Source organism: Parasedimentitalea marina, assembly GCF_004006175.1.
Classification (GTDB): Bacteria; Pseudomonadota; Alphaproteobacteria; order Rhodobacterales; family Rhodobacteraceae; genus Parasedimentitalea; species Parasedimentitalea marina.
Window position 1 is genome coordinate 262,318 of sequence record NZ_CP033219.1, and the last position, 25,559, is coordinate 287,876.

A 25,559-nucleotide genomic window follows, 5' to 3' on the forward strand; every position below is an offset into this window, starting at 1 on the left:
TCAATCGATGTCTCGTATTGGTAAAAAACCGGTTACGCTGCCTGCAGGTGTTTCTGCATCGGTGTCCGGTCAATCCATCGAAGTTAAGGGCCCCAAAGGGACCCGTAGCTTCAAAGCCACTGACGACGTGACCCTTGCGGTCGAAGATAACGTTGTTTCCATCACGCCACGCGGCATGTCCAAACGGGCACGTCAGCAGTGGGGCATGTCCCGCACCATGGTTGCCAACTTGGTAACCGGGGTCACCACCGGCTTCAAAAAAGAGCTGGAGATCCAGGGTGTGGGTTACCGGGCACAGATGCAGGGCAACGTCCTGAAACTGAACCTGGGCCTGTCGCACGACGTGACATACGAAGCGCCCGAAGGTGTGACTGTTACCTCTCCTAAGCCGACCATCATCATTGTCGAAGGCATTGATGATCAGGCTGTTGGTCAGGTTGCGGCTAACATTCGTGCATGGCGTAAGCCCGAGCCCTACAAGGGCAAAGGTATTCGTTACAAAGGTGAATTTGTCTTCCGTAAAGAAGGCAAGAAGAAGTAAGGACCTGCAAAATGGCAAACAGCAAAAGAACCCTGTTTCTGAAGCGCCGCTTGCGCGTCCGGAACAAACTTCGCCGCGTGAACTCGGGACGTCTTCGTCTGTCCGTTCACCGTTCGAACAAGAACATCAGCGTTCAGCTGATCGACGACGTTCGTGGCGTTACGTTGGCTTCTGCCTCGACCCTGGAAAAAGATCTGGGTTTCCTTGGCAAGAACAACATCGAAGCAGCGACCAAAGTGGGCACGGTTATTGCCGAGCGCGCTAAGAAAGCCGGTGTTGAAGAAGCATATTTTGATCGCGGTGGTTTCCTGTTCCACGGTAAAGTGAAGGCCCTGGCCGACGCTGCCCGTGAAGGTGGCCTCAAGATCTAATAATTGCGGGCGGCGCGTTTAGCGCCGCCCCGATAATCCGGGGGTATTCCGCAAGGGGCGCCCACCAGGATTGGAAATTTAGGCGCATAGCGCCGGATGAAAGGAATGCCTCATGGCAAGAGATGAGAACCGCCGCGGCGGTCGTCGTGATCGCGACGAGACACCGGAATTTGCAGATCGCTTGGTTGCGATCAACCGCGTTTCCAAAACCGTAAAAGGCGGTAAGCGCTTTGGTTTTGCAGCCCTGGTTGTTGTAGGCGACCAAAAAGGCCGCGTTGGCTTTGGTAAAGGTAAAGCGAAAGAGGTCCCTGAGGCCATTCGTAAAGCCACCGAGCAAGCCAAGCGCCAGATGATCCGCGTTCAGCTGCGTGAAGGTCGGACATTGCACCACGACATGGAAGGCCGTCACGGCGCCGGTAAAGTGGTTATGCGGACAGCTCCAGAAGGTACCGGTATCATCGCCGGTGGTCCAATGCGTGCTGTTTTCGAAATGCTCGGCATCAAGGACGTTGTGTCCAAGTCGATCGGTTCGCAGAACCCTTACAACATGATCCGCGCAACCATGGATGGCCTTCGCAAAGAGTCCAGCCCACGGTCTGTTGCTCAGCGTCGTGGTAAGAAAGTTGCCGACATCCTGCCCAAGCGGGACGAAGCACCAGCAGCGGCACCTGCCGAAGCTGAAGCTTAAGGAGATCGGAAGATGGCTAAAACTATCGTTGTAAAGCAGATCGGTTCCCCGATCCGTCGTCCCGCCAAACAGCGTGCTACGCTGGTCGGTCTGGGTCTGAACAAGATGCACAAGACACGTGAGCTGGAAGACACACCTTCCATCCGCGGCATGGTGAACAAGATTTCACACATGGTCGAGATCATCGAAGAAAAAGGCTAAGCCCTTTTCCTTGAAGACATCGAAAACGCCTCCGGTTCCGCCGGGGGCGTTTTTCGTTGCCCTTTCTGCGTCTGGCTCGGCTTGCGTTTCGCTGCCCGGCGCAATAGCGATGGTTTCTTTGGGGCGGAGCATGCGGCATGATACGATGGGCTATTCTGGGGACAGGGTTTATTTCCAACACGGTGGCAGCGGCCATCCAAGCCAGTGCCGGATCACAAGCGCACGTGGTTGCCGGTCGTCATCCTGACGCAGTGGCCAAGTTTCAACGCCAATACGACATTCCGCATCACAGCGTTGGGTATGACGCGGCGCTCGCCGATCCTGCGGTCGATGCGGTTTACATTGGCCTGCCCAACAATGTGCATCACAGCCTCACCATCCAGGCCGCCGAGCAGGGCAAGGCGGTTCTGAGTGAGAAGTCGCTGACCACGACAATGGACCAGGCGCAGGAGCTGGTCGCGTCAGTGCAGGCCCATCAGACATTCTTTGTCGAAGGGTTGATGTATCTGGCACATCCGCTGTTTCGCCGCTTGCAAGAGGTGCTGCTGGACGGTCGTTTGGGCCAGCTGCGCGGCGTTCAGGGCTTCTATGCGGCCGACATCTGGCAGGTGACCAACCCGGCAGGGCGGGGGACACTGTATAACCTGGGCTGCTACCCGGTGTCGCTGCTGCAGTTTGTGGTTCAGACGATGTGCGGGCCGCACGCTTTCGCCAGTCACCGCTTGTCGGGTTTGGGCAATGTATCCGCACGGGATGGCACCATTGTGGATGCCTCGGTCACGGCGCGGTTTGACACTGGTGTTCTGGCAACGCTGCAGTCGACCGACAGCTACGGCATGGCACATGGCTTCACCATTTCTGGCGACAAAGGTGTGCTGCGGTTTGTCACCAACCCCTGGCTGCCAGTCGCGGGCCGCAATCACATTCAATGGTGCCCTTACGGCGGCGAGGTCGAAGACATTTTTGTCGAGACTGGCAAAGACAGCTTTGCCCATCAGATCGAGATGGTCGAGACCTGTCTGGCCACTGGCCAGCTAGAGGCGCAACGCCCGTCGCCCCGTCTGCAAGACTCGCTCGAGATCATGGCGTTCCTGACCGAATGGGAGGCCCAGTGCCTGGCAAGCGAGGTGGACTAACAACCGGGGATGCGGGCGGCGGTTGACGCTTCGCCTGGCTTGGGTGTCTGATGGAGCTGTTTGTTTCATCTATTAGGAGATCCTCATGTTGGACCTGATCACGGGTTATTCACCGGCACTCATCGCTCTTTTGCTCTTTGTGTTGATTGTCCTGCTGCAGTCGGCGCTGGTGGGCGCGGCCAAGGCGCAGTCGGGGTTGGTACCGGGCTGCACCCCCGAGGCCGATTATGACAATCGGGTCTACCGGCTGAACCGCAGCCACCAAAATGCTGTCGAGATCATGCCGGCCGCTGCCATCGCCTTGTTCGCCTGTATCCTGACCGGAGTGTCGGTCTGGTGGGTGAATCTGCTGATGGTCTTGTTTCTGGTGCTGCGGGTGCTCTACGCGCTGGTCTATGCGCAGAATATTGGCAAGGCGACCCAGGGTGCCCGTACCTTTGTCTATGTGTCCGGCTGGGCAACCATCGTGGCGCTTTGTGTGATGGCGATATGGGCTGCGCTCTAGGCTCTTCCCACATCTGGGGTCAACAGAACGGAGACTGCGTATGTTCAAGGGATCCTGCCTGTGTCGGGCCGTCACCTTTACGGTGACCGGCGACCTGAAGGCACCCAACGCCTGCCATTGTCAGGCCTGTCGCAAGGCAACAGGTCACTACCTGGTCTCTACGGATGTGGCGACTGACCAGCTGCGCATCACTGGCAAGAATCATCTGCGCTGGTACCACTCCTCGGACAAGGTGCGCCGTGGGTTTTGCGCAAGCTGTGGGTCGACCCTGTTCTGGGACCCGCTGTTTCATGATTGGACAGCCATCGCCATGGGGGCCTTTGATACGCCGACCAAGACCCAAATGGACCTGCACATCCATGTGTCTAAAAAAGGCGATTACTACGACATCACCGACGGACTGCCGCAGAACCAGCAGTGACAAACCGGTTGTCATCGCGACTCGGTAACGCGCCGGCTTTGTGACTGAATTATGACTTTCTCCATGCAGCCAGTGCATAGCGGATTGACCGAACTGTCAGTTGTTAGCGCCGCCAAAACCTTTATCTAAGTGTCACCAAACAAGAACAAAACAACGCACTGGGGAATGGGTCCCAGTTTAAATAAAGGACAATATCATGGCACACGTAATCAACTCTGTCGCACCTGGTTTCAACTTGATCGCCCGTATCGGTGGCTGGATCGAAAGCACCAAAGAAGCATGGGCACTGAATAACGAATTCAAGCGCACTTTCGCCGAGCTGGACGGCCTGGACAACCGTGAACTGGCCGACATCGGTGTGCGCCGCAGCGACATCGCCGACATCGCCCGTCTGCACGTCTACGGTCACTAAGTCGGTTTCAGTTCCTTTCCGGTTCAGCCCGAACTGGAAATACTGGGAATTCATTCGACCCTTTCCTCCTCCCTGGGGTTTGAATGACCAGAAACGCCTCCGCATCGCGGGGGCGTTTTCTGTTGCGCAGGGGGCGGGCGTGCTGAGCACCGCATTTTAAGAGGTCACTGGCATTTTGCCCCTGATCGCGATCCGTTGGGTTTGGCAGCCCAGCACCACACCGGAGCCTGGCCCCCGTAAAGAAGAGGGCGCATTTGAACCGTTCATGGCACGGGGCCTGTCCCCGTCTGCATCCAATCCGGCGGCGTCGCCATTCCTATCCGGCCCACCTTTTAAACAGCAAACAGCACCATTCAAACCGACAGGGCAGGGGCCTTGGCGGACCATAGGCTTGCGCCTGTCCAGATTCCATTGACCAGCGCCTGATAGGGTGATCTGTGATGGGCTATGCAATCAGGACTCGAATATACAAAACTTGCGCTATCCGAGGATGATGGCAGTTGCCGCGACGTCAATTTTACCGCGCCTGATCCAACGCGACTATTGGATATGTTGGAAGATCTGCAGTCGCAGTTTGGAGAGGTGTACGGACATACTTGGGAAGGGGATGAATTTTCTCATGTTGGCCCCGACGGTGCCTATGGGTACTTTCAATCAACAGGGGATATTGAACTGGAACTGAGAGAAGGGCGCGACCTAATCTCGAACTTGCAGGTCTATTTGTTTAGCGAAAAAGACGGATCCCTGTTCATCGAGCTGACCTTCTTTCCCGAGGCATTACAAGGCGAGTATCAAGCAGAGCGATTAATTGCATTGGTCGCCCGCTGGAAGTCGATCTTGCGGGCTGAAAAAGTCTTTTGCCGCTACGAGAATGCGTCTTGGGCTGTTGAGAATGGGGACACTGACGATGTGTTTTGGGTGGGCTAAGTGAGATATAACTATGCCGGACGTTCTTCTTAACAGTTTTGCACAGCAAAACCACTCTTGACCTTCGCCCCGGGAAGGCGCTTTCGCACCTCCCCAAGGTCAGGCGCTGAAAGTGTTCTTTATCTAGGGAATATAATACTCCAGAAATGTATCAAAGGAATTGGAGATTTTTTCGGTTTCTCTGAAGTCATGATCCCAATAATAGATCGATGCGTCGGGTATTGACTGCTCGCTAAGTTGAACCATGTCAAAGCAGATGTTGTTGCCGAGGCTGTCATAAAGGAAGGGCAACAAATGTGTTGGCATCCCTGCATCGCGCCATCCCAACGCTTCACGAATGCCGTCCGGGGAAAGAAACTGTTGTAGATGTGGGCGGTTCACGCCAAGCAAAACATCTGCAAGAGAAACATTGTCGTCTATCCAGTCCCACAACTTCGTTGTCGGGTTTGGTAATCCTACTTCAAGAATTTGCCTTCGGTAACTTAGAGGAAAAGCTACGCCGACTTCTTCTTCCAACTGCGCTAACGATGCCTCTGTGACTTGTTCCGGCGGATAGTTCGGGTGGCTCCAGGCCTTGTGAAATCTCATTAAGGTGTTCATGCAATTCTCAGCTTTTCAGAAATTCATTTGCGAAACGTGTAGGGTATGAACTGGTAATGCAACTGCTCAAGTGTGTGTTGCGCTTGGCGCATGCGTTCTACCATGCTTCCACCCTTGATCCATCCCCCCAACAGGTTTATAGGCACCCGGTGGCCATCCGGGTCACAAGAATCAAAATCACTATATGCCGTGGTTGGCCCGAATACGCTTCGTGGGTCACATCCGGCTAAGGAGAAGCGATATGAGACTGAACGAACTGAGCGACAATCCTGGCGCAACCAAAAAACGCAAGCGCATTGGTCGTGGTCCTGGTTCCGGCACCGGTAAAATGGGTGGCCGTGGTATCAAGGGTCAAAAATCCCGTTCGGGTGTTGCCATCAATGGCTATGAAGGCGGTCAGATGCCTTTGTACCAACGTCTGCCAAAGCGTGGCTTCAGCAAGCCGAACCGCAAGGCATTCGCTGTCATCAACCTGGGCCTGATCCAGAAATTCATCGATCTCGGCAAACTTGACGCAGCGTCGATCACCGAAGACAGCCTGGTCGAATCGGGTGTTGTACGTCGCAAGCTGGACGGTATCCGCGTTCTGGCCAAAGGCGAAATCACTGCGAAAGCCAATATTGCAGTCACCGGCGCGTCAAAATCCGCCGTTGAGGCCGTAGAAAAGGCTGGCGGCGCGCTGACCTTGGTCGCAAAAGCAGCCGCAGCTGAGTAAGCGCTTGTGAGCGGCAACAATGCCGCTTACATAGTCTCCAGTTTTCCAATTAACGCCGCCCAAGCCGGAAAATGGCTTTGGGCGGCGTTTTCGCAACAAAGAGACCTTTTTCATGGTATCAGCAGCAGAACAAATGGCGGCGAACACGAGCTGGTCCGCGCTTGGCAAAGCGACAGACCTGCGTAATCGCATCCTGTTCACCCTGGCTCTATTGATTGTCTATCGTCTAGGGACATTCATTCCGGTTCCAGGCATCGACACAATCGCCCTACGTGAATTTATGGAGCAGGCAGGCCAAGGTATTGGCGGCATGGTCTCGATGTTCACTGGCGGCGCCCTAGGCCGCATGGGTATTTTTGCCCTTGGCATCATGCCCTACATCTCAGCTTCGATTATTATTCAGCTGTTGACCTCGATGGTTCCATCGCTGGAGCAATTGAAGAAAGAGGGCGAGCAGGGTCGCAAGAAGATCAACCAATATACCCGTTTCGGCACCGTGGCTCTGGCCACTGCTCAGTCCTATGGTCTGGCCGTGTCGCTGGAAGCAGGCGAATTGGCGACCGATCCCGGCATGTATTTCCGCATGGCCTGCATGATCACCCTTGTGGGCGGCACCATGTTCCTGATGTGGCTGGGCGAGCAGATCACCCAGCGTGGTCTGGGCAATGGTATCTCGCTGATCATCTTTGTTGGCATTATTGCCGAAGTTCCCGCCGCGCTGGCGCAGTTCTTTGCCTCAGGCCGCTCGGGTGCAATCAGCCCAGCGGTTATCGTGATGGTGCTGGTGATGGTGGTGACAATCATCATGTTCGTGGTCTTCATGGAGCGCGCCCTGCGCAAGATACATATCCAGTATCCCCGCCGTCAGGTGGGCATGAAGGTCTATGACGGTGGGTCTTCGCATCTGCCGGTCAAAGTGAACCCAGCAGGCGTAATCCCGGCCATCTTTGCCAGCTCGCTGTTGCTGCTGCCGACCACCATCTCGACCTTCTCGTCGGGCGCCACCAATGGTCCGGTGATGTCCTGGCTCCTGGCCAACTTTGGCCCCGGTCAGCCGCTGTACCTGCTGTTTTTCACCTCGATGATCGTGTTCTTTGCCTATTTCTACACCTTCAATGTGTCGTTCAAACCGGAAGAGGTTGCCGACAACCTGAAGAACCAGAATGGCTTTGTTCCCGGTATCCGTCCTGGCAAGAAGACAGCCGAATATCTTGAGTATGTGGTCAACCGCGTGTTGGTTCTGGGCTCGGGCTATCTGGTGCTGGTTATGCTGCTGCCGGAAATCCTGCGCGGTCAGTTTGCGATCCCGTTCTATTTTGGCGGCACCTCGGTTCTGATTGTTGTCTCGGTGACCATGGACACCATTCAGCAGGCGCAAAGCCATCTGTTGGCGCATCAGTATGAAGGTCTGATCGAGAAAAGCCAGCTGCGTGGTAAGAACAAGAAACGGAACAAGCGGGGGCCATCGCGCAAATGAATATCATTCTGTTAGGCCCCCCTGGTGCAGGTAAAGGCACCCAAGCCCGCCATCTGGTCGACACCCGTGGCATGATCCAGCTGAGCACCGGCGATATGCTGCGTGAGGCCAAGTCCAGCGGCACCGAGATGGGGCTGAAAGTCGCCGCCGTCATGGATGCCGGTAAGCTGGTCACCGATGAGATCGTCATCGGGTTGATCGAAGAGAAACTGACCGCCGAACATGGCGCTGGCTTTATCTTTGACGGCTTTCCGCGCACTCTGGCTCAGGCTGACGCGCTGGCGGCACTGCTGACCAAACTGGGTCAGTCGCTGCATACCGTGATCGAAATGCGGGTGGACGACGATGCGCTGGTTCAGCGGATCACTGGTCGTTTCACCTGTGGCGATTGCGGTGAAGTGTACCACGATGTCACGCAACCCACCGCCAAAGCGGACACCTGCGACAAATGCGGCAGCACCAATATGGTGCGGCGCGCAGATGACAACGAAGACAGCCTGCGCACGCGTTTGATGGAATACTACAAAAAGACCTCGCCGCTGATTGGCTATTACTATGCCAAGGGCGATTTGCGTCCGGTCAACGGTCTGGCCGATATCACCGAAGTGCAAAATTCGATCGAGGCCATTCTGGGCTGATCGCATAGGTGGTTTTGATAACGATTTAGGGCTAGGTTTTTCCTGGCCCTTTTTTGATTCAGGATTACACCAATGAATTTTCGCAATCTTCTCGCCCTCGCAACTGTATGCCTTGCTGTCCCAGCCTCTGCCGAGCGGATCTTTCTGAATGATCCCAGTTCCTGTGATATGTTGGAACAGGAATACGGAGATCTGGACTTTGCCGGCAGTGGTGGCCTGATCCTGAACGAATCGGGTTTCAGCTCGCTGGAGTATTTTTGCGAGTTTCAGCCTGATCTGCAGTTTCATTGGGACGGGTGGCAGGCAAGCACCCATATGGGGCATTGTCAGGAGCCTGGCCCGTTCTATACACCCACTTTGTTTACCTTCGTGATGACAGAAGAAGAGCCGGGTGTGATCATAATGTATGACGGATCCGAAGAACCGACCCGGTTCTACTCCTGCACAGACTGACCCAGCCGGTTTGGTGGCGCTAGCAGTGAACAGTAGCGTCACCCAAAAGGTGGGTTGACGATCTGTAAAATACCACATACCCAACCCCATCCCTTTAGGGAATCAATTCCTGTGGATGGGCTTGGCCTGTTTGCAGACTACCTCGAAAATACTGGGCCAAAACGGCGTCACTGCCAGGGTCAAGTGTTGTGAAAAAAGGTTCCGGAGCTACGGAATCGCAACAAAAGGAACGTATAACGTGGCACGTATTGCCGGCGTAAACATCCCGACTGCAAAGCGGGTTCCAATCGCCCTCACCTATATCACCGGAATCGGTAACACCACGGCTCAGGCCATTTGCGAAGCCGTAGGCATCGAAATGACTCGTCGTGTGAATGAACTGTCCGACTCCGAAGTCCTGCGCATCCGCGAGCACATCGACGCCAACGTCGAAGTCGAAGGCGACCTGCGCCGCGAAACAACCATGAACATCAAACGCCTGATGGATCTGGGTTGCTACCGTGGACTGCGTCACCGTCGTAATCTGCCTGTCCGTGGACAGCGGACCCACACCAACGCTCGTACTCGCAAAGGTCCTGCACGGGCTATTGCTGGTAAGAAGAAGTAAGGGAGGGTTTGATCAATGGCACGCGATAAGACTCGTACGAAGAAAAAAGAGCGCAAGAACATCGCCTCCGGCGTTGCTCACGTTAACAGCTCGTTCAACAACACCAAGATCCTCATCTCGGATGTTCAGGGCAATGCAATTGCATGGTCTTCGGCTGGCACCTGCGGCTTCAAAGGCTCGCGGAAATCCACGCCTTATGCTGCTCAGCTGGCTGCAGAAGATGCAGGCAAAAAAGCACAGGAACATGGTGTTAAAACCTTGGAAGTCGAAGTTCAGGGCCCCGGTGGCGGTCGTGAATCCGCACTGCGCGCTCTGGCCGCAATCGGCTTCAACATCACATCGATCCGTGATGTAACTCCGATGGCTCACAATGGCTGTCGTCCGCCTAAGCGCCGCCGCGTCTAAGCGACACTGAATTATCGCTGGGGTCCTGTGTTTTGTCATGGGCCCCAGTTTGTCATTAGAAACCTCGGGCGCCTGAACCTATCGGACATGGGGTACAGGCAGGAATGGAGGGAACGCATGATCCATAAGAATTGGGCAGAACTGATCAAGCCGACACAGCTTGAAGTTAAGCCGGGCAACGACCCCGCACGCCAAGCCACTGTTGTGGCCGAGCCGCTGGAACGTGGCTTTGGTCTGACCCTGGGCAACGCCCTGCGCCGCATTTTGATGAGCTCGCTGCAAGGTGCTGCCATCACAAGCGTGCAGATCGACAACGTCCTGCACGAATTCTCGAGCGTTGCTGGTGTACGTGAAGACGTCACCGACATCATCCTGAACCTCAAGGGCGTCTGCCTGCGCATGGAAGTCGAAGGGCCAAAGCGCCTGTCGATTAATGCCAAAGGCCCAGCCGTTGTCACCGCCGGTGACATCTCTGAGTCCGCAGGTATCGAAATCCTGAACCGCGACCACGTGATCTGTCACCTGGACGATGGCGCTGATCTGTTCATGGAACTGACTGTGAACACTGGCAATGGTTATGTTTCGGCTGACAAGAACAAGCCGGAAGATGCACCCATTGGTCTGATCCCGATCGACGCAATCTATTCGCCGGTCAAAAAGGTTTCGTATGACGTGCAGCCGACCCGCGAAGGTCAGGTTCTGGACTATGACAAGCTGACCATGAAAATCGATACCGATGGTTCGATCACGCCGGACGACGCCGTAGCCTTTGCTGCGCGTATCCTGCAGGACCAACTGTCGATCTTCGTGAACTTTGATGAGCCTGAGTCTGCTTCTCGTGCAGACGAAGACGATGGTCTCGAGTTCAACCCGCTTCTGCTGAAGAAAGTGGACGAGTTGGAACTGTCTGTTCGTTCGGCAAACTGCCTGAAGAACGACAACATCGTTTACATCGGCGATCTGATCCAGAAAACCGAAGCAGAAATGCTGCGCACGCCGAACTTCGGCCGCAAGTCGCTGAACGAGATCAAGGAAGTGCTTTCGGGCATGGGTCTGCATCTCGGCATGGACGTCGAGGACTGGCCACCGGACAACATCGAAGATCTGGCGAAAAAGTTCGAAGACTCGTTCTAATAGGACTGGTCAAAAGATTGGAGAGGGCGTAAAGCCCTCTCCGCAATGCCCGGAATACCGGGGAAAACCTGGGCACCAACGCCCCAAGGAGAGTAGCTGACCCGCATCGGCTGCCAGACAAAGCAAAATATAACGAAGGAATACGAAAATGCGTCACGCACGTGGTTACCGCCGCCTGAACCGTACACATGAGCACCGTAAAGCTCTGTTCTCGAACATGGCAGGCTCGCTCATCGAGCATGAGCAGATCAAAACAACTCTGCCAAAAGCAAAAGAATTGCGCCCGATCATCGAAAAGATGATCACACTGGCAAAACGCGGCGACCTGCACGCCCGCCGTCAGGCTTCGTCCAAGCTGAAGCAGGACAAGTATGTCGCGAAACTGTTCGACATTCTGGGTCCACGCTACAAAGACCGCTCCGGTGGCTATGTGCGCGTCCTGAAAGCTGGTTTCCGGTATGGTGACATGGCGCCAATGGCGATCATCGAATTTGTTGACCGCGACCGCGACGCCAAGGGCGCAGGCGACAAAGCCCGCGTTGCAGCGTTTGAAGTTGCCGACGACGAATAAGAATTTCGGACATATCGTCCGGATGTTGAAAACCCCTGGTCCTTTGGATCGGGGGTTTTTTGTTGCCTGAGGAAGGAATGCGCCCCATGGGCGCTGCCTCCGGCGGGGATATTTATGGCCAGATGAAGCGACACCTGAAATTAAAATTGCCTGCTACTCAGTTTTTTCCCCTTGCTCGGTCAGAGCAACATGCAGCATCTTCAGAATTTGATTTCCATTGTGTGATGTGGAGATCAAGCACGGGGCATCCCATTCGTCCTGAAATACAAACTGGCTGCCCCCGAAATAATATTCGGTGCACATAATATGCATTGTTTCTTCCGGAATCCCGTATCTTTCTTTGATAGCTGAAGCGACGCAGGGTCTGTCCTCCAGTTCGAATTCCAATGAAAAGTGACCGTTTTGGATATCAAGCAACCTGTAGCCCATGCAGTGTACATATTTGTGCACGCTTGCGTGGTCAACAATCTGCTCCACTTCAGGCTTCTTTTTGCAAACAACACCCTGGGGTGGGTTGGCCTTTGTCCACGAGGAGCGGCGGCTGTGATCGTCCTTTTTCCTGGAGCTGAGCTTGCATTTGCGCAGTGTCCCCCGCATATCCTAAAGACAATTCATGTTGGAGCCAAAATGATCCGCGCAGCCCTTATTGCCCTTATTGTTGTTGTCGCAGCGCCGCTGGCAGCTCAGACCAAAGTGCCCAGCTCGCAGGCTGAAATCAGTCTTGGCTTTGCGCCGCTTGTCAAAGAGGCCGCGCCGGCGGTTGTGAATATCTATGCCAAGATCGTTACCCAGGAACGCCAGCGTACGCAGTTTTCAAACGATCCGTTCTTTGACGACTTCTTTCGGGGTTTAACCAAGCCGCAGCCGAGGGTTCAAAATTCCTTGGGGTCGGGGGTGATCCTGTCGGCGGATGGCATTGTTGTGTCGAACTATCATGTTGTTGGCATGGCCACCGATATCCGGGTGGTGACCACCGACCGGCGCGAATATAATGCGCGTGTCGTGCTGGCGGATCAGGCCAGCGATCTGGCCATCCTGCAGCTGGAAGAGGCCGCCGATTTGCCCTTTCTGGACCTGCGCAACAGCGATCAGGTCGAGGTTGGTGAATTGGCGCTGGCCATTGGGAACCCGTTTGGTGTTGGGCAAACCGTAAGCAGTGGCATCATTTCCGGGTTGGCGCGAACCGGCACCGCAAGTGGCGAAGGGTTCGGCTATTACCTGCAGACGGATGCTGCGATCAACCCGGGCAACTCGGGCGGCGCGCTGATTGACGTCAATGGCGATCTGATTGGCATCAACACGCGTATTCTTAGCCGGTCTGGCGGGTCGAACGGTATTGGCTTTTCGATCCCGGCCAACTTGGTGCGCGAATTTGTGCATCAGGCGCAAAATGGTGCCGAGGAATTTCAGCGTCCCTGGGCTGGCATGTCGGGCCAGCCGGTCGATGCGGATATGGCGGCCTCGTTGGGGATGGATCGTCCCGAGGGCATGGTGATCTCGGATCTTCATGGGGCCAGTCCGTTTGCCAAGGTCGGATTCGAAGTGGGCGATGTGATCACTGCGGTCGAAGGCCAGGTGGTCAATTCTCCTTCGGAGATGGTGTTTCGCATGTCGGTTGTCGGAATGGGCGGGCAGGCGACAATCACCCGCTTGCGCGGCACTGAGGTGGATGATCTGGACGTGGAAATGATGGCTGCGCCTGATAGCCCGTCGGCGGATCTGCTGCAGATGAACGAAAGGTCGGTGCTGCCGGGTCTGGTGGTGGCGCGTATCAATCCAGTGGTCATCCTGCGTCTGGGGTTGCCGCTAAACGCCCAGGGGGTGGTGATCACCAATCCGGGATCAAGTGGCGCCCGCGTGGGGCTGCGCCCGGGAGACGTGGTGCAGGATATCAATGGGGAGGCTGTTGCCAATACCGCCGATGTTCCCACGTTGCTTGAGACTTCGGGGCGACGGGTGAAAATGAACCTGCTGCGCGGCGGCCAGCAGCTGAACCTGCAGTTCCGGTTGTAACCATGGCGGATCTGTTTGACAGCGGCACAGCACAGGGGGAGGGTCAGCCCGAACCCAACCGGCCTTTGGCCGACCGGCTGCGACCGCGGACATTGGAGCAGGTCATTGGCCAGTCACAGGTCCTGGGCCCCGAGGCTCCCTTGGGGGTGATGCTGGCCTCGGGGTCCCTGACGTCCTTGGTTTTCTGGGGACCACCCGGTGTGGGTAAAACCACCATCGCCCGTCTTCTGGCGGATGAAACAGACCTTCATTTTGTGCAGATCAGTGCGATTTTTTCCGGGGTGGCGGATCTGAAGAAGGTGTTTGAGGCTGCTAAAATCCGGCGTCAGAATGGCCGCGGCACGCTGTTGTTCGTGGACGAGGTGCACCGCTTTAACAAAGCGCAGCAGGACGGGTTTCTGCCGCATATGGAAGACGGCACCATCCTGTTGGTGGGCGCCACCACCGAGAACCCCAGTTTTGAGCTGAACGCCGCGTTGCTGAGCCGATCGCAGGTGCTGGTGCTGGAGCGGCTGTCGCTGGTGGATCTGGAGCTGCTGACGCAGCGGGCCGAAAAGGAACTGGCGCGGGCCTTACCGCTGGATGCGGATGCGCGTGATGCACTGCACGAAATGGCCGATGGCGATGGGCGCGCCTTGTTGAACCTGATCGAACAAGTGGCTGCCTGGACCGTGGGCAAGCCGTTGAACCGGGATGCGCTGGCGACGCGGTTGATGCGGCGGGCGGCGAAATTCGATAAATCCGGTGACGAGCATTACAATCTGATCTCGGCCTTGCACAAATCCATTCGGGGGTCAGACCCGGATGCGGCACTGTATTGGCTGGGGCGGATGCTGGAAGGCGGCGAGGACCCGAGGTTTCTGGCCCGTCGGCTGACCATGATGTCGACCGAGGATATCGGTCTGGCAGATCCGCAGGCAAATACCGTCTGTCTGAATGCCTGGCAAACATATGAGCGATTGGGCAGCCCGGAAGGCGAGCTGGCGCTGGCCAATGCGGCGGTCTATCTGGCCTTGGCGCCCAAATCGAATGCGGTCTATGTGGGCATCAAGGCGGCGCGTCGTCTGGCCAAACAGACCGGCAGCGCCCCGCCGCCCAAACATATCATGAATGCGCCGACTAAGCTGATGGCCGAGCAGGGCTATGGCGATGGATATGCCTATGATCATGATTCTGAGGATGGGTTCTCGGGGCAGAATTACTTTCCGGACGGTGTGAAACACCCGGTGTTGTATCAGCCGGTTGAGCGGGGGTTTGAGCGCGAGTTGAAGCGGCGGGTGGATTATTTTGCCAAATTACGCGCGCAACGCAATAGTTAGAGGCAGCGGTCGGGTTTTGGCGCGAGCCAGCACGTGCCTTGCGGCAACTACCCGGTTGCGTTTAGCCCTGCATTGGGCGCATTGCTGGCAAAACTTGACATCCGGGGCGGCACACGCGAGAGACCGCCAATGTTTTATACCGTCTTATATGTCGCTTGTGGTGGCGCAATCGGGGCTGCGTGCCGATACCTGACAGGCCTGGGCGTGATCCGGCTGCTGGGACATCATCCGTTTCCGGTTGCGGTCATCCTGGTGAATGTCATCGGATCGTTTCTGATGGGGGCCTTTGTGGTTGTCGCTGCGCATCGCGGTTTGACGCATCTTAGCCCCTTTGTGATGACCGGGCTGCTGGGTGGGTTCACCACGTTCTCGGCGTTCTCGCTCGAGACGGTTCATTTGATCGAACGCGGTGCTCTGGGGCAGGCGGCACTTTATGTGCTGCTGTCCGTTGGGCTGTCGGTGGGCGGTTTGTTTATTGGCCTGATGGTCACAAAAGGGGTGCTGACATGAGCGGCGTACAGAAAATTATCGTTGCGGACGACGACACGGACCAACGTCTGGACCGCTGGCTGCGGCGGTTGTTCCCGCATGTCAGTCAGGGTCGCATCGAAAAGATGTGCCGCAAGGGTGACCTGCGGGTTGACGGCGGTAGGGTGAAGTCCTCGACCCGGGTAATGGCTGGACAAACCGTGCGCGTGCCACCGCTGCCTGCCAGTGACCTGCGACCCAATGATACCCAGCGTCGGATTTCCGAGGCCGACATCAAGATGATCCAGTCTTGCGTAATCTACCGCGACGATCACGTCATAGCGCTGAACAAGCCGCATGGGCTGGCGGTGCAGGGCGGCAGCGGGCAAAGCCGCCATGTGGACGGTCTGGCCGCGGCACTGTGTTTCGAGCTGGACGAAAAGCCCAAGCTGGTGCACCGGCTGGACAAGGACACCTCGGGTGTATTGCTACTGGCGCGGACCCGAATGGCCGCTCAGGCGCTGACGGCAGCGTTCCGGCACCGTGAAACCCGCAAGATATACTGGGCCGTGGTCGCGGGCGTGCCGCATCCCAAAAGCGGGATGATCAAGACCGGTCTGGTCAAGGCACATGGCCACGGACCGGGCGGTGAGGGTGAAAAGATGTACAACATCCACCCGCGCGACATTGACGACACTCCTGGCGCCAAGAAGGCTGTGACCGACTATTCGCTGCTAGAGGCGGCTGGTAAACGCGCAGCCTGGATGGCGTTGAGCCCTGTAACTGGGCGCACTCACCAGTTGCGGGCGCATATGGGTGAGCTGGGACATCCGATTGTCGGCGACGGCAAGTATGGTGGTTCGGGTCAGGAAAACCTTGGTGATGGCTGGGGCTCACAGCTGGGCGATGAAATTTCGAAGAAGCTGCACCTGCACGCGCGCAGCATCAAGATCCAGCACCCTGAGAACAAGTCCGTCCTGCACATCACCGCGCCCTTGCCAAAGCATATGCAGGACACCTGGGACTATTTCCAATGGGACCCAAGAGAGGTGCCCGAAGATCCGTTTGAGGAAGAGGAATGAGCGCAGACCTGCGGCTGGTTCTGTTTGATATGGATGGGACCCTGGTGGACAGCCAGGGGGCCATCACTGGCGCCATGGCTGAGGCCTTTGCGCAGGTTGGCCATATCGCGCCATCACGCGACGCGATCTTGTCGATTGTTGGGCTCTCACTGGATCTGGCAATCGAGCAATTGACCCCGGATATGGATGCCGCAACGCGGGATGCGGTGGTCGAGGCCTATAAATCGTCGTATATGGTGTCACGTCAGGCCGCAGGTCGGTCGCATTCACCATTGTACCCCGGAACCTCTGATATGCTGGCGACGCTAAACGCTGTGCCTGAGTACCTGTTGGGGGTAGCGACTGGTAAGTCGCAGCGCGGGCTGGATGCGGTGATTGCAGCGCATGAATTGACCTGTTTTGTGACCCGGCAATCGGCGGATCATCACCCCTCAAAGCCGCACCCTTCGATGATCCACACCGCAATGGCCGAAACCGGAGTGGCGCGCGAACATACCGTGATGATTGGTGACACCAGTTATGACATCGACATGGGGCGCGCGGCCGGAGTGACAACAATCGCAGTCCCCTGGGGATATCACCCGGTGGATCAGTTAAACGCCGATTATATCATCGACAATTTCGCCCAATTGGCCCCGTTATTGCACCAGATTTGGAAAGCCTGACCTATGAGTACTTGGAAGCAAAAGCGATTCTGGAAACAGGTTTCTGTGGCCGAATCACAGGGCCGATTCGCCATTGAACTGGACGGGCGGAGGGTCAAAACTCCCGCAAAGGTAGATTTGCTCCTTCCCACACGTGCTATGGCCGAGGCAATTGCAGTGGAATGGGAGGCCCAGGTTGATGCGGTGAACCCGCATACAATGCCCTGCACGCGATCGGCCAATGCAGCGCTGGACAAAGTCCAGATGCAACATTCTGAAGTGGCTGACATGCTAGCCGAATATGGTGATTCTGACTTGTTGTGTTACCGGGCTGATAGTCCGGTTGAACTGGTTCAACGGCAATCAGAGCAGTGGGATCCGGCGCTGGACTGGGCGGCTTCGGAACTGAATGTCAGGCTACAAACCCGTCGCGGCATCCAGCATCAACCGCAGGATGTAGAGGCCCTGCAGAGCCTACGGGATAGGGTTCAGGCCCTGTCAGACTTCCAATTGGCTGCGTTTCACGATTTGGTCGGTATGTCAGGATCATTGATTCTGGGCTTCGCAGCTGCCGCTGGCTGGCGCAGCCCAGCCGAGATCTGGACCTTGTCGCGTTTGGATGAATCTTGGCAGGAAGAGCAATGGGGACCAGACGAAGAAGCCCAGGCTGAAGCTGAAATTAAGCGGCAGGCTTTTCTTCACGCCAAGCGGTTTTACGACTTTTGCTAGCTTGAAAAAATACTGTCATCGGCACAGTTTGAGTCGCAATAAGTCCAATTACTATTAAGTAAGTTTGAGAATTCGCCATCGAAATTCGTGATCCAACACTTGACGACTGTTGATGAATAAGCCCAAACTTAGCAACGAATTGGAAAGATATCCCAGTTCACTCCAATTTTCGACATTGCTGGTGTCGGAACAAAACCGTCCATAAGGACGGAAATATCAGGAAGAGGTAAAAATGAAAAAAACCGTTCTTTTGGGCGCGCTCACTGTAGCCGGTCTGGCTGCTGGCGCGGCTGCTGCTGGCACACTTGATGATGTCAAGGCTCGCGGTACACTGAACTGCGGCGTCACCACCGGTCTGGTTGGTTTTGCTGCTCCGGACGCAAACGGCGAATGGGCCGGCTTTGACGTCTCCGTCTGTCGCGCTGTTGCCGCTGCAGTACTGGGTGATTCCAAGGCTGTTGAATTCGTTCCGACCACTGGTAAGACACGCTTTACCGCGCTGGCTTCTGGCGAGATCGATGTGCTGGCCCGTAACACCACATGGACCTACTCGCGCGATGTCGATCTGAAGTTCGAATTCATTGGCGTGAACTACTATGACGGCCAAGGCTTCATGGTTCCAAAGGACCTGGGTGTTTCCTCGGCCAAGGAACTGGACGGCGCAACCGTCTGTATCCAAACTGGTACCACAACTGAGCTGAACCTGGCCGACTTCTTCCGCGCCAACAACATCAGCTACGAGCCGGTTCCGATCGAAACCAACGCTGAAGCACAGCAGCAGTACCTTGCCGGTGCTTGCGACGTGTACACCACAGACGCCTCGGGTCTGGCTGCGACACGCGCCACCTTTGACGATCCTGCTGGCCACGTTCTGCTGCCAGAAATCATCTCCAAAGAGCCTCTCGGCCCGCTGGTTCGCCACGGCGACCACGAGTGGGGCGATGTTGTTCGCTGGACACTGAATGCTCTGGTTTCGGCTGAAGAGCTGGGTGTGACTTCGGCTAACATCGGTGAGATGTCTGCTGGCACTAACAACCCTGAAATCAACCGTCTGCTGGGTACCGAAGGTACACTGGGCGAAATGATGGGTCTGGACGCTGGTTGGGCTAAAAGCGCAATCATGGCTGGTGGTAACTACGGTGAAATCTTTGCCAAGAACATCGGCGAAGAAACTCCAGTTGGTCTGGCACGCGGCCTGAACGCGCAGTGGACCAACGGCGGCCTGCTGTACTCGCCTCCGTTCCGCTAAGAACCGCAAGGTTAAGGGCGCAGGTAACCCCTGCGCCCTTTTCTTATCTGCAATACGAACTTGATCACAGGAAGCGGGGGGAAACCTCGCCCGGATAAGATCGAGGGAGTCACGGGGATCATTACATATGACAACTCTCACGGACCCACCGCAGGAGTCATTTCGGCTGTCACAGCTGATCTACGACACGCGGTACAGGTCGATGACAATCCAGATCGTTGCTCTGATCGGATTTCTCCTCCTGCTGGGCTGGCTGTTCAACAATACCGCACAGAACCTGGCGGATCTTGGCAAAGAGCCAAGCTTTCGGTTTCTAGGTGAACCAGCCGGCTACGATATCAACCAGCGTCTGCTGGAATATAACTCACAAGATACCCACCTGCGTGCTGCCTTTGTTGGCTTGCTGAACACGCTGGTGGTGGCCGTTCTTGGCTGTATTACGGCGACATTTTTGGGTGTGGCGATCGGCGTTCTGCGCTTGTCCAACAACTGGGTCATCTCAAAGCTGATGATGATCTACGTGGAAACGTTCCGCAACGTTCCAGTCTTGCTCTGGATCGTGTTTACCATGGCAATCATGATCGAAACGATGCCCGCTCCCCGGGCCTTCAAGGGCGACAATCCCGCTGCCCAGATGATGATGAATGACAGCGTGGCAGTCACCAACCGCGGTGTGTATATCCCGGAACCCCTGTTCTCGAATACGCTTGGCGATGTCCACCTGTTTGGTGCCGCCAGCATGCGGTTTGATGTCAGTCTGGACCTGTTGGCCCTGATGCTGGTACTGGGCGCAAGCCTTTGGGGGGCCAACTGGTTCCGTAAACGGGCGGATAAGATCCAGGAGGTGACGGGCGACCGTCCCAAGACCTGGCATGTTCGGCTGGGGCTTATCGTCGTTCCGACGGCAATCTTGCTGTATATCCTCGGCTTTCACCTTGGATACCCAGAACTAAAGGGCTTTAACTTTAAGGGAGGCACCCACTTCCGGAACTCGCTGATCGCCCTGTGGTTGGCATTGTCACTCTATACCGCCGCCTTTATCGCTGAAATCGTGCGGGCCGGTATTCTGGCCATCGACCACGGTCAGTCCGAAGCGGCAGCAGCCCTGGGACTGCGTCCCAAACGGATCATGAATTTGGTGATCCTGCCACAGGCCCTGCGGGTGATCATCCCGCCAATGATTTCGAATTATCTGAACCTGACCAAAAACAGCTCTCTGGCGATTGCGGTGGGGTATATGGATCTTACGGGAACATTGATGGGCATCACATTGAACCAAACTGGCCGCGAGCTGGAAACGGTTCTGCTGACTATGGCGATTTACCTGCTCATCAGTCTGAGTATTTCAGCGGTGATGAACGTGTATAACAACAGCGTCAAAATGGTGGAGCGGTAATATGAGCGATATTTCATTTGTTCGCACCGAAATGCTGCCGGAACAAGATCCGCCAGCATCCGAAGTCGGAGCCCTGGGTTGGGCAAAACACAACCTGTTTTCCGGCGTTTTCAACTCGATCCTGACCGTGGTTTCGGTGTTTGCCATCTACTTTATTCTGGCGGCACTTGTGCCCTGGGCCTGGTCGCCTACCTGGAATGCAACTTCACTGGCTGAATGTCGTGAAATCCTGAGTGGACTGGGCCGTGAGGGTCATTTCTCTGGGGCCTGCTGGGGGGTTATCAACGATCGCTGGGTTCAGTTGTTCATGGGGTTCTACCCGTCTGACTACTACTGGCGGCCCATCGCAGCCTTTATTCTGCTGGGTGTCGCGCTGTCTCCAGTGCTGTTTGCCGAACATGTTCCGGCCAAACTGGTCTGGTTTTCGGCGCTGTATCCCTTCCTGATGCCTTGGTTGCTGTGGGGCGGTTCTATCTGGGTTCCTCTGATGGTTTTGGCTGGTTTTGTCGTCAGCTACGCTGTTTACCGGTTCCTTGTCGCGCAGGTCAGTGAACTGATTTCCCTGATCGTGGCGGTGCTTGTTGCCGTCGTCTGGTGGCTGTTGCTGATGGGACCCCTTTCCGGTGTTCTGGCCAGTATTATCCCGATCGGGATCGAAGCGGTCGGCAGTCGGCAGTTCGGTGGCATGATGCTGTCACTGACCATTGGTGTGGTGGCTATTGGCTTCTCACTGCCGATTGGCATCGTGCTGGCGCTGGGGCGTCAGTCTGATTTGCTGATCGTCAAGGCGCTCTGTGTTGGGTTCATCGAATTCATCCGGGGTGTGCCGCTGATCACGCTGCTGTTTGTGGCGTCGACGCTGCTGAACATCTTCATGCCTCCGGGCACCTCGTTTGACATCATCATGCGGGTCATCATCATGGCCACCCTGTTTGCTTCCGCCTATATGGCCGAGGTTATTCGGGGCGGTTTGGCGGCTCTTCCTACTGGACAATATGAAGGGGCAGACAGTCTGGGCCTTGATTATTGGCAGGCTCAGCGGCTGATCATCATGCCGCAGGCGCTGAAAATCTCTATTCCGGGGATCGTCAGTACTTTTATCGGCTTGTTCAAAGACACCACGCTGGTGTCGGTGATTGGCTTGTTGGACCCGCTAGGACTGTCCAATGGTATCCGCGCAAATGCAGAGTGGAACGGCGTCGTGTGGGAGCTTTATGGCTTTATCGCGCTGATGTTCTTTGTCTTCTGCTTTTCCATGTCTCGTTATTCCATGTATCTGGAGCGCAAGCTTCAGACTGGCCATCGTTAAGGAGTTCAACACATGTCTGAACTTGCTACTTCACGCACTGTCGATCGTTCCAAGATGCAGGTCTCGGATGAGGTCGCGATTGATATCAATGCCATGAACAAATGGTATGGGTCGTTTCACGTGCTGCGTGACATCAACCTGACCGTTAACCAGGGTGAACGGATCGTTATCGCTGGGCCTTCGGGCTCGGGGAAATCGACCCTGATCCGCTGCCTCAATGCGCTGGAAGAACACCAGCAGGGTAAGATCACTGTGGATGGGACCGTTCTGTCGAACGATCTGAAAAACATCGACAAGATCCGTCGCGAAGTGGGGATGGTGTTCCAGCACTTCAATCTGTTCCCACATTTGACGATCCTTGAGAACCTGACGCTGGCTCCGATCTGGGTGCGTAAGACACCCCGGAAAGAAGCCGAAGAAACGGCGATGCATTTCCTGGAGAAGGTGAAGATCCCTGAGCAGGCGCTAAAGTACCCCGGACAGTTGTCCGGTGGTCAGCAGCAGCGTGTGGCGATTGCACGGTCCCTGTGCATGAAGCCGCGTATCATGCTGTTTGATGAACCGACGTCAGCGCTGGATCCAGAGATGATCAAAGAGGTGCTCGACACCATGATCGAACTGGCGGAAGAAGGCATGACCATGCTCTGCGTGACCCACGAGATGGGCTTTGCCCGTCAGGTGGCGAACCGCGTTATCTTTATGGATGCCGGTCAAATTGTGGAACAGAACGAACCAGAAGAGTTCTTCAATAACCCACAAAGCGAACGGACCAAATTGTTCCTGAGCCAGATCCTGGGTCACTGATCCACGATCATGATGTATGAATTGGCCCCCCGAGCAATCGGGGGGCCTTTTTCTTGGGTTGGTCAGTGTCAACCTGGGGTAAAGGTGAGCTCTAGTACCTGATAGCCAAATACCGGATCCGTCTTCTCTATGCCTTCTACAAAGCCATAGCTTTGGTAGAAACGCCGCCCAATGGGGTTGTCCACAAAGACCTCCAGATGCACCGCGCCCTGGGCCTCTACGGCTTTGTCCATCAGGGCCTTGCCGATCTTCTGCCCATGGTATCTGGGCCGCAAAAACAGCCCGCCAACCTCATTCCCCAAAAGCGCGACAAAGCCCACAGCTTGGCCGTCCTGCTCGGCGATATAGGTCTCAGCGATGTCGAGGAAATGGTCCCGGACCATTGTCGTTGCCTGATCCATTTGGTCATCGGTCAGAAACGGATGTGCAAGTTTGCTTGCCTCTTGCCAGATGGAAATAACGTCCGGCTTGTCACCGGCTTGATAGGATCTGATCATTGTCAGAGTGTCCTTTGGATTTTGCCACATGGGCAATATGTCTTGGAATTGGAAAAGGCACAGATATCAATTCACGTGTCGCAGATGCGCAAGTGTCGCTTTGACATGATGTGTGGGGGCCAGCCATTGGCCCGGCCTTAACAGGACATAAAATCTCCAGAACGGTCACATAAGACATAGTGAAAAAGGATGCCGGTGACAACGACGGTGATTAGGCGCTTTCCAGTTCACGCGGCACAACAAAATCCACCAGCTTACCGGTGCCCCATTCCAGCTTGGTCCAGCTGGGAATATCAAACTCCAGGATCAATGTGCTGCCAGTGGGGTAGTTGAAAAACCGAGGGTGTTCAGGATGTTCTGACGCCATGCCCTGAGCAAAGGAACCGATACCAGGATTGTGCCCCAATATCATAGTGCAGGGGCGCTCGGCCTCGCTGAGAACCTGAAAGATGATGTCAGCACTGGCGTGGTACAGGCGCTCAACAAACACCGCAGGGGATTGCAACTTCATCCGGTCATAGGTCTCGCGGGTGCGCTGCGAAGGCGAGGAGATCACCTGATCAGGCACATGGCCTTTTTCACGTAGCCAACACCCCAGCACGGAGGCTGATTGGCGGCCCCGCTTGTTCAGGGGGCGGGCGTGGTCGCTGGGTGCAGTGCTGTCCCAAGCGGATTTGGCGTGGCGGGTCAGGATCAATGTGCATGTCATATGAAATGAAAATAGCGCATATGATGAGAAGATTGCGAAAAATCTCGATTTGCCCCCAAACTAAGCGGACAAGCGCGCCTTGCGATGCAGCCATGCGCCATACATTCGGTGCCTTTGTCGCTATCCAAATGCTGGTGGCAGGGCTGCAGATTGTAGGGGCCACCATCGACAAAAGCACCGACAGGACAAGAGGTTAGGCAAGGTTTGTCGGCACAGGTATCGCAGGGTGACGGGGCAGTTGGCGCGGGTGGAATGTCGATTTCATCGGCAAAATGCAGGGCGCCGCGAAAAGAGATCATAAGCCCCACCTGATCATGCACCATCATCTGCGAGGGCGAGGAAAAGGCCCGGCCAGAGGCCAAAGCCCAGTTGATAAATGGCGCATAGGGTGGTCCGCCAAAGGGAAAATGAGCCGTCGCAGAGAATCGCTGCGCGAGGGCGCTGACCACGCGACGGGACCAGCGATCCACGGGGTCGGGGGCGCCATCAGAATATTCGGCTGACGCGGTGAACGCAGGCCAGAACGCGCCGGCGGTGCCCAACAGCACCAAGGTGCCCGTTGTCAGGCCGGTAACAGGGGAGCGGCGCGGGTGCAGGCTGCCGTGGATTTCCAACCCCTGTGCCTGAACGGCGCTGTTGACGTGCTCAAAAGTCATTTGCGTTTGAACGGCAGTAGCAGGCTCCAGCCCAACTGGGCCGGGCGATCGTCTTGCCAGTGCAAACCAACGGTCATCTGGTCTTGTCCCTTGGAGGGCTGGGCGACATAGGTGCGAAACACCCGGTCCCAGATTGACAGGGCAAAGCCATAGTTGCTGTCATGTTCCGTACGTTGGGCCGAGTGATGCACGCGGTGCATGTCCGGAGTGACCAGAACCAGCCGCACGATGCGATCAACGGCGGGCGGCAGGCGCAGGTTGGAATGGTTGAACATCGCGGTTCCGTTCAAAATGATCTCAAACAGGACCACCGCCACAGCGGAAGGGCCCAACAGGTAGATAAGTCCGACCTTTAGCAGCATGGACAGGGCAATCTCGACGGGGTGAAATCGAACGGCTGTGGTCACGTCCATGTCCCGGTCCGCGTGATGCACCCGGTGCAGACGCCACAGCAGCGGTATTTTATGGGTGATCAGGTGCTGCAACCAGATCGCCAAATCAAGAATAAGGACCGCCAGAGTCAGCTCGATGACATTTGGCAACTCTACCATGTTGAACAGGCCCCAGCCGCTGCTCTGGGCGTTGAGCGCGGCTCCGACCGCCAGTAACGGCAGTCCAATGGCCAAAGCGTTCAGGGTCACGGTGTTCAGACCTGACATCACAAGATTAGTTACCCATCGCCCCTTGCGCGGCAAGCGCCGTTCCCGGCGAGGGGCAAGATGTTCCGCATAAGCGAACAGGGCGAACAGCCCCAGAAAAATTGAAAGTCGAAGTGTGGTTTCATGCTCCATGCATTCAGAAACACGCATGTGAGGGCAAAACGCAAGCCTGCCGCAGACACGTTGTTGTCACAAAACGTCAGATGGCGGGCTTTTCGCCCGC

33 protein-coding genes are annotated in these 25,559 nt (G+C 56.0%); 27 read left to right on the plus strand and 6 right to left on the minus strand.

The annotated features are described in order from the left end of the window. Nucleotides 1–7: 7 nt before the first annotated feature. The 9 genes from rplF to EBB79_RS01390 all read left to right on the plus strand — a co-directional run bounded on the left by rplF (nt 8) and on the right by EBB79_RS01390 (nt 5,202). Nucleotides 8–541, plus strand: coding sequence for a 50S ribosomal protein L6 (gene rplF, locus EBB79_RS01350; RefSeq protein ID WP_127747118.1), 534 nt, complete (start codon nt 8–10; stop codon nt 539–541). Nucleotides 542–552: 11 nt separating this feature from the next. Next, a complete protein-coding gene (gene rplR / locus EBB79_RS01355; RefSeq protein ID WP_127747119.1) occupies nt 553–912 on the plus strand; it encodes a 50S ribosomal protein L18 in 360 nt (119 codons plus the stop codon). A 112-nt stretch (nt 913–1,024) separates the two neighbouring features. Further along, a complete protein-coding gene (gene rpsE / locus EBB79_RS01360) occupies nt 1,025–1,600 on the plus strand; it encodes a 30S ribosomal protein S5 (RefSeq protein WP_127747120.1) in 576 nt (191 codons plus the stop codon). A 12-nt stretch (nt 1,601–1,612) separates the two neighbouring features. After that, nucleotides 1,613–1,801 carry a 50S ribosomal protein L30 gene (rpmD, locus tag EBB79_RS01365; protein ID WP_127747121.1) on the plus strand — a complete coding sequence of 63 codons (189 nt, stop codon included), beginning with the start codon at nt 1,613–1,615 and terminating at the stop codon, nt 1,799–1,801. A 137-nt stretch (nt 1,802–1,938) separates the two neighbouring features. After that, the gene (locus EBB79_RS01370; RefSeq protein WP_127747122.1) at nt 1,939–2,937 is read left to right on the plus strand and encodes a Gfo/Idh/MocA family protein; all 999 of its coding nucleotides are present in this window, start codon (nt 1,939–1,941) and stop codon (nt 2,935–2,937) included. Between the two features lie 85 nt (nt 2,938–3,022). Further along, on the plus strand, nt 3,023–3,442 hold the full coding sequence (locus tag EBB79_RS01375) for an MAPEG family protein (protein WP_127747123.1): 420 nt from the start codon (nt 3,023–3,025) through the stop codon (nt 3,440–3,442). A 40-nt stretch (nt 3,443–3,482) separates the two neighbouring features. Next, entirely contained in the window at nt 3,483–3,863 is a 381-nt protein-coding gene (locus EBB79_RS01380; protein WP_127747124.1) for a GFA family protein, read from the plus strand. 196 nt (nt 3,864–4,059) lie between these two features. After that, nucleotides 4,060–4,275: a DUF1127 domain-containing protein gene (locus EBB79_RS01385; protein WP_127747125.1), complete on the plus strand. Its 216-nt coding sequence runs from the start codon at nt 4,060–4,062 to the stop codon at nt 4,273–4,275. A gap of 447 nt (nt 4,276–4,722) precedes the next feature. Then, complete coding sequence (locus EBB79_RS01390) at nt 4,723–5,202, plus strand: hypothetical protein (protein ID WP_127747126.1); 480 nt, start codon at nt 4,723–4,725, stop codon at nt 5,200–5,202. A gap of 123 nt (nt 5,203–5,325) precedes the next feature. Here EBB79_RS01390 and EBB79_RS01395 read toward each other — a convergent pair whose 3' ends face one another. Then, nucleotides 5,326–5,802 (minus strand): SMI1/KNR4 family protein, encoded by a 477-nt coding sequence (locus EBB79_RS01395; RefSeq protein WP_127747127.1) that lies wholly within the window; start codon nt 5,800–5,802, stop codon nt 5,326–5,328. 241 nt (nt 5,803–6,043) lie between these two features. On the opposite strand from EBB79_RS01395, the gene rplO reads away from it, so the two are divergent. The 8 genes from rplO to rplQ all read left to right on the plus strand — a co-directional run bounded on the left by rplO (nt 6,044) and on the right by rplQ (nt 11,802). Continuing rightward, complete coding sequence (gene rplO / locus EBB79_RS01400; protein ID WP_127747128.1) at nt 6,044–6,517, plus strand: 50S ribosomal protein L15; 474 nt, start codon at nt 6,044–6,046, stop codon at nt 6,515–6,517. Between the two features lie 112 nt (nt 6,518–6,629). Continuing rightward, entirely contained in the window at nt 6,630–7,994 is a 1,365-nt protein-coding gene (gene secY, locus EBB79_RS01405) for a preprotein translocase subunit SecY (RefSeq protein ID WP_127747129.1), read from the plus strand. Next, nucleotides 7,991–8,632, plus strand: coding sequence for an adenylate kinase (locus EBB79_RS01410; RefSeq protein ID WP_127747130.1), 642 nt, complete (start codon nt 7,991–7,993; stop codon nt 8,630–8,632). Before secY ends, EBB79_RS01410 begins: the two co-directional genes overlap by 4 nt. Nucleotides 8,633–8,704: 72 nt before the next feature. Further along, on the plus strand, nt 8,705–9,085 hold the full coding sequence (locus EBB79_RS01415) for a hypothetical protein (RefSeq protein WP_127747131.1): 381 nt from the start codon (nt 8,705–8,707) through the stop codon (nt 9,083–9,085). 238 nt (nt 9,086–9,323) lie between these two features. Then, nucleotides 9,324–9,692: a 30S ribosomal protein S13 gene (gene rpsM / locus EBB79_RS01420; protein WP_127747132.1), complete on the plus strand. Its 369-nt coding sequence runs from the start codon at nt 9,324–9,326 to the stop codon at nt 9,690–9,692. A gap of 15 nt (nt 9,693–9,707) precedes the next feature. After that, complete coding sequence (gene rpsK / locus EBB79_RS01425) at nt 9,708–10,097, plus strand: 30S ribosomal protein S11 (RefSeq protein WP_127747133.1); 390 nt, start codon at nt 9,708–9,710, stop codon at nt 10,095–10,097. Nucleotides 10,098–10,214: 117 nt separating this feature from the next. After that, the gene (locus EBB79_RS01430) at nt 10,215–11,231 is read left to right on the plus strand and encodes a DNA-directed RNA polymerase subunit alpha (protein WP_127747134.1); all 1,017 of its coding nucleotides are present in this window, start codon (nt 10,215–10,217) and stop codon (nt 11,229–11,231) included. 148 nt (nt 11,232–11,379) lie between these two features. Continuing rightward, nucleotides 11,380–11,802 carry a 50S ribosomal protein L17 gene (rplQ, locus tag EBB79_RS01435; RefSeq protein WP_127747135.1) on the plus strand — a complete coding sequence of 141 codons (423 nt, stop codon included), beginning with the start codon at nt 11,380–11,382 and terminating at the stop codon, nt 11,800–11,802. 153 nt (nt 11,803–11,955) lie between these two features. On the opposite strand, the gene EBB79_RS01440 is transcribed toward rplQ, so the two are convergent. After that, nucleotides 11,956–12,399, minus strand: coding sequence for a hypothetical protein (locus tag EBB79_RS01440; protein ID WP_127747136.1), 444 nt, complete (start codon nt 12,397–12,399; stop codon nt 11,956–11,958). Between the two features lie 30 nt (nt 12,400–12,429). Between EBB79_RS01440 and EBB79_RS01445 the strand changes: the two genes are divergently transcribed. From EBB79_RS01445 to EBB79_RS01490, 10 genes are all read left to right on the plus strand, one after another. Further along, a complete protein-coding gene (locus tag EBB79_RS01445; RefSeq protein WP_127747137.1) occupies nt 12,430–13,815 on the plus strand; it encodes a trypsin-like peptidase domain-containing protein in 1,386 nt (461 codons plus the stop codon). Nucleotides 13,816–13,817: 2 nt separating this feature from the next. Beyond that, complete coding sequence (locus tag EBB79_RS01450; RefSeq protein ID WP_127747138.1) at nt 13,818–15,134, plus strand: replication-associated recombination protein A; 1,317 nt, start codon at nt 13,818–13,820, stop codon at nt 15,132–15,134. 129 nt (nt 15,135–15,263) lie between these two features. Continuing rightward, nucleotides 15,264–15,644: a fluoride efflux transporter CrcB gene (gene crcB / locus EBB79_RS01455; protein WP_127747139.1), complete on the plus strand. Its 381-nt coding sequence runs from the start codon at nt 15,264–15,266 to the stop codon at nt 15,642–15,644. After that, nucleotides 15,641–16,684: an RluA family pseudouridine synthase gene (locus EBB79_RS01460; protein ID WP_127747140.1), complete on the plus strand. Its 1,044-nt coding sequence runs from the start codon at nt 15,641–15,643 to the stop codon at nt 16,682–16,684. Before crcB ends, EBB79_RS01460 begins: the two co-directional genes overlap by 4 nt. Continuing rightward, on the plus strand, nt 16,681–17,349 hold the full coding sequence (locus tag EBB79_RS01465; protein WP_127747141.1) for an HAD family hydrolase: 669 nt from the start codon (nt 16,681–16,683) through the stop codon (nt 17,347–17,349). The genes EBB79_RS01460 and EBB79_RS01465 overlap by 4 nt, the downstream gene beginning before the upstream one ends. A 3-nt stretch (nt 17,350–17,352) precedes the next feature. Then, on the plus strand, nt 17,353–18,057 hold the full coding sequence (locus tag EBB79_RS01470) for an ATP12 family chaperone protein (protein WP_127747142.1): 705 nt from the start codon (nt 17,353–17,355) through the stop codon (nt 18,055–18,057). A 232-nt stretch (nt 18,058–18,289) separates the two neighbouring features. Beyond that, on the plus strand, nt 18,290–19,306 hold the full coding sequence (locus EBB79_RS01475) for an amino acid ABC transporter substrate-binding protein (protein ID WP_127747143.1): 1,017 nt from the start codon (nt 18,290–18,292) through the stop codon (nt 19,304–19,306). Nucleotides 19,307–19,433: 127 nt separating this feature from the next. Continuing rightward, on the plus strand, nt 19,434–20,702 hold the full coding sequence (locus tag EBB79_RS01480; protein WP_127747144.1) for an amino acid ABC transporter permease: 1,269 nt from the start codon (nt 19,434–19,436) through the stop codon (nt 20,700–20,702). Nucleotide 20,703: 1 nt separating this feature from the next. Beyond that, complete coding sequence (locus EBB79_RS01485; RefSeq protein WP_127747145.1) at nt 20,704–22,011, plus strand: amino acid ABC transporter permease; 1,308 nt, start codon at nt 20,704–20,706, stop codon at nt 22,009–22,011. Between the two features lie 12 nt (nt 22,012–22,023). Continuing rightward, nucleotides 22,024–22,815 (plus strand): amino acid ABC transporter ATP-binding protein, encoded by a 792-nt coding sequence (locus tag EBB79_RS01490; RefSeq protein WP_127747146.1) that lies wholly within the window; start codon nt 22,024–22,026, stop codon nt 22,813–22,815. A 68-nt stretch (nt 22,816–22,883) separates the two neighbouring features. On the opposite strand, the gene EBB79_RS01495 is transcribed toward EBB79_RS01490, so the two are convergent. The 4 genes from EBB79_RS01495 to EBB79_RS01510 form a co-directional block, all read right to left on the minus strand. Continuing rightward, nucleotides 22,884–23,312: a GNAT family N-acetyltransferase gene (locus EBB79_RS01495; RefSeq protein WP_127747147.1), complete on the minus strand. Its 429-nt coding sequence runs from the start codon at nt 23,310–23,312 to the stop codon at nt 22,884–22,886. A 211-nt stretch (nt 23,313–23,523) separates the two neighbouring features. Next, on the minus strand, nt 23,524–24,021 hold the full coding sequence (locus tag EBB79_RS01500; protein ID WP_127747148.1) for a SixA phosphatase family protein: 498 nt from the start codon (nt 24,019–24,021) through the stop codon (nt 23,524–23,526). Then, nucleotides 24,018–24,677: a ferredoxin gene (locus EBB79_RS01505; protein ID WP_127747149.1), complete on the minus strand. Its 660-nt coding sequence runs from the start codon at nt 24,675–24,677 to the stop codon at nt 24,018–24,020. The genes EBB79_RS01500 and EBB79_RS01505 overlap by 4 nt, the downstream gene beginning before the upstream one ends. Continuing rightward, on the minus strand, nt 24,674–25,468 hold the full coding sequence (locus EBB79_RS01510) for a sterol desaturase family protein (RefSeq protein WP_127750831.1): 795 nt from the start codon (nt 25,466–25,468) through the stop codon (nt 24,674–24,676). Before EBB79_RS01510 ends, EBB79_RS01505 begins: the two co-directional genes overlap by 4 nt. Nucleotides 25,469–25,559: the final 91 nt, after the last annotated feature.

What these genes read in the sequence shown, in the direction of transcription:
- rplF (WP_127747118.1), top strand. Translation starts at nt 8, where the DNA reads ATGTCTCGTATTGGTAAAAAACCGGTTACGCTGCCTGCAGGTGTTTCT.
- rplR (WP_127747119.1), top strand. Translation starts at nt 553, where the DNA reads ATGGCAAACAGCAAAAGAACCCTGTTTCTGAAGCGCCGCTTGCGCGTC.
- rpsE (WP_127747120.1), top strand. Translation starts at nt 1,025, where the DNA reads ATGGCAAGAGATGAGAACCGCCGCGGCGGTCGTCGTGATCGCGACGAG.
- rpmD (WP_127747121.1), top strand. Translation starts at nt 1,613, where the DNA reads ATGGCTAAAACTATCGTTGTAAAGCAGATCGGTTCCCCGATCCGTCGT.
- EBB79_RS01370 (WP_127747122.1), top strand. Translation starts at nt 1,939, where the DNA reads ATGATACGATGGGCTATTCTGGGGACAGGGTTTATTTCCAACACGGTG.
- EBB79_RS01375 (WP_127747123.1), top strand. Translation starts at nt 3,023, where the DNA reads ATGTTGGACCTGATCACGGGTTATTCACCGGCACTCATCGCTCTTTTG.
- EBB79_RS01380 (WP_127747124.1), top strand. Translation starts at nt 3,483, where the DNA reads ATGTTCAAGGGATCCTGCCTGTGTCGGGCCGTCACCTTTACGGTGACC.
- EBB79_RS01385 (WP_127747125.1), top strand. Translation starts at nt 4,060, where the DNA reads ATGGCACACGTAATCAACTCTGTCGCACCTGGTTTCAACTTGATCGCC.
- EBB79_RS01390 (WP_127747126.1), top strand. Translation starts at nt 4,723, where the DNA reads ATGCAATCAGGACTCGAATATACAAAACTTGCGCTATCCGAGGATGAT.
- EBB79_RS01395 (WP_127747127.1), bottom strand. Translation starts at nt 5,802, where the DNA reads ATGAACACCTTAATGAGATTTCACAAGGCCTGGAGCCACCCGAACTAT.
- rplO (WP_127747128.1), top strand. Translation starts at nt 6,044, where the DNA reads ATGAGACTGAACGAACTGAGCGACAATCCTGGCGCAACCAAAAAACGC.
- secY (WP_127747129.1), top strand. Translation starts at nt 6,630, where the DNA reads ATGGTATCAGCAGCAGAACAAATGGCGGCGAACACGAGCTGGTCCGCG.
- EBB79_RS01410 (WP_127747130.1), top strand. Translation starts at nt 7,991, where the DNA reads ATGAATATCATTCTGTTAGGCCCCCCTGGTGCAGGTAAAGGCACCCAA.
- EBB79_RS01415 (WP_127747131.1), top strand. Translation starts at nt 8,705, where the DNA reads ATGAATTTTCGCAATCTTCTCGCCCTCGCAACTGTATGCCTTGCTGTC.
- rpsK (WP_127747133.1), top strand. Translation starts at nt 9,708, where the DNA reads ATGGCACGCGATAAGACTCGTACGAAGAAAAAAGAGCGCAAGAACATC.
- EBB79_RS01430 (WP_127747134.1), top strand. Translation starts at nt 10,215, where the DNA reads ATGATCCATAAGAATTGGGCAGAACTGATCAAGCCGACACAGCTTGAA.
- rplQ (WP_127747135.1), top strand. Translation starts at nt 11,380, where the DNA reads ATGCGTCACGCACGTGGTTACCGCCGCCTGAACCGTACACATGAGCAC.
- EBB79_RS01440 (WP_127747136.1), bottom strand. Translation starts at nt 12,399, where the DNA reads ATGCGGGGGACACTGCGCAAATGCAAGCTCAGCTCCAGGAAAAAGGAC.
- EBB79_RS01445 (WP_127747137.1), top strand. Translation starts at nt 12,430, where the DNA reads ATGATCCGCGCAGCCCTTATTGCCCTTATTGTTGTTGTCGCAGCGCCG.
- EBB79_RS01450 (WP_127747138.1), top strand. Translation starts at nt 13,818, where the DNA reads ATGGCGGATCTGTTTGACAGCGGCACAGCACAGGGGGAGGGTCAGCCC.
- crcB (WP_127747139.1), top strand. Translation starts at nt 15,264, where the DNA reads ATGTTTTATACCGTCTTATATGTCGCTTGTGGTGGCGCAATCGGGGCT.
- EBB79_RS01460 (WP_127747140.1), top strand. Translation starts at nt 15,641, where the DNA reads ATGAGCGGCGTACAGAAAATTATCGTTGCGGACGACGACACGGACCAA.
- EBB79_RS01465 (WP_127747141.1), top strand. Translation starts at nt 16,681, where the DNA reads ATGAGCGCAGACCTGCGGCTGGTTCTGTTTGATATGGATGGGACCCTG.
- EBB79_RS01470 (WP_127747142.1), top strand. Translation starts at nt 17,353, where the DNA reads ATGAGTACTTGGAAGCAAAAGCGATTCTGGAAACAGGTTTCTGTGGCC.
- EBB79_RS01475 (WP_127747143.1), top strand. Translation starts at nt 18,290, where the DNA reads ATGAAAAAAACCGTTCTTTTGGGCGCGCTCACTGTAGCCGGTCTGGCT.
- EBB79_RS01480 (WP_127747144.1), top strand. Translation starts at nt 19,434, where the DNA reads ATGACAACTCTCACGGACCCACCGCAGGAGTCATTTCGGCTGTCACAG.
- EBB79_RS01485 (WP_127747145.1), top strand. Translation starts at nt 20,704, where the DNA reads ATGAGCGATATTTCATTTGTTCGCACCGAAATGCTGCCGGAACAAGAT.
- EBB79_RS01490 (WP_127747146.1), top strand. Translation starts at nt 22,024, where the DNA reads ATGTCTGAACTTGCTACTTCACGCACTGTCGATCGTTCCAAGATGCAG.
- EBB79_RS01495 (WP_127747147.1), bottom strand. Translation starts at nt 23,312, where the DNA reads ATGATCAGATCCTATCAAGCCGGTGACAAGCCGGACGTTATTTCCATC.
- EBB79_RS01500 (WP_127747148.1), bottom strand. Translation starts at nt 24,021, where the DNA reads ATGACATGCACATTGATCCTGACCCGCCACGCCAAATCCGCTTGGGAC.
- EBB79_RS01505 (WP_127747149.1), bottom strand. Translation starts at nt 24,677, where the DNA reads ATGACTTTTGAGCACGTCAACAGCGCCGTTCAGGCACAGGGGTTGGAA.
- EBB79_RS01510 (WP_127750831.1), bottom strand. Translation starts at nt 25,468, where the DNA reads ATGGAGCATGAAACCACACTTCGACTTTCAATTTTTCTGGGGCTGTTC.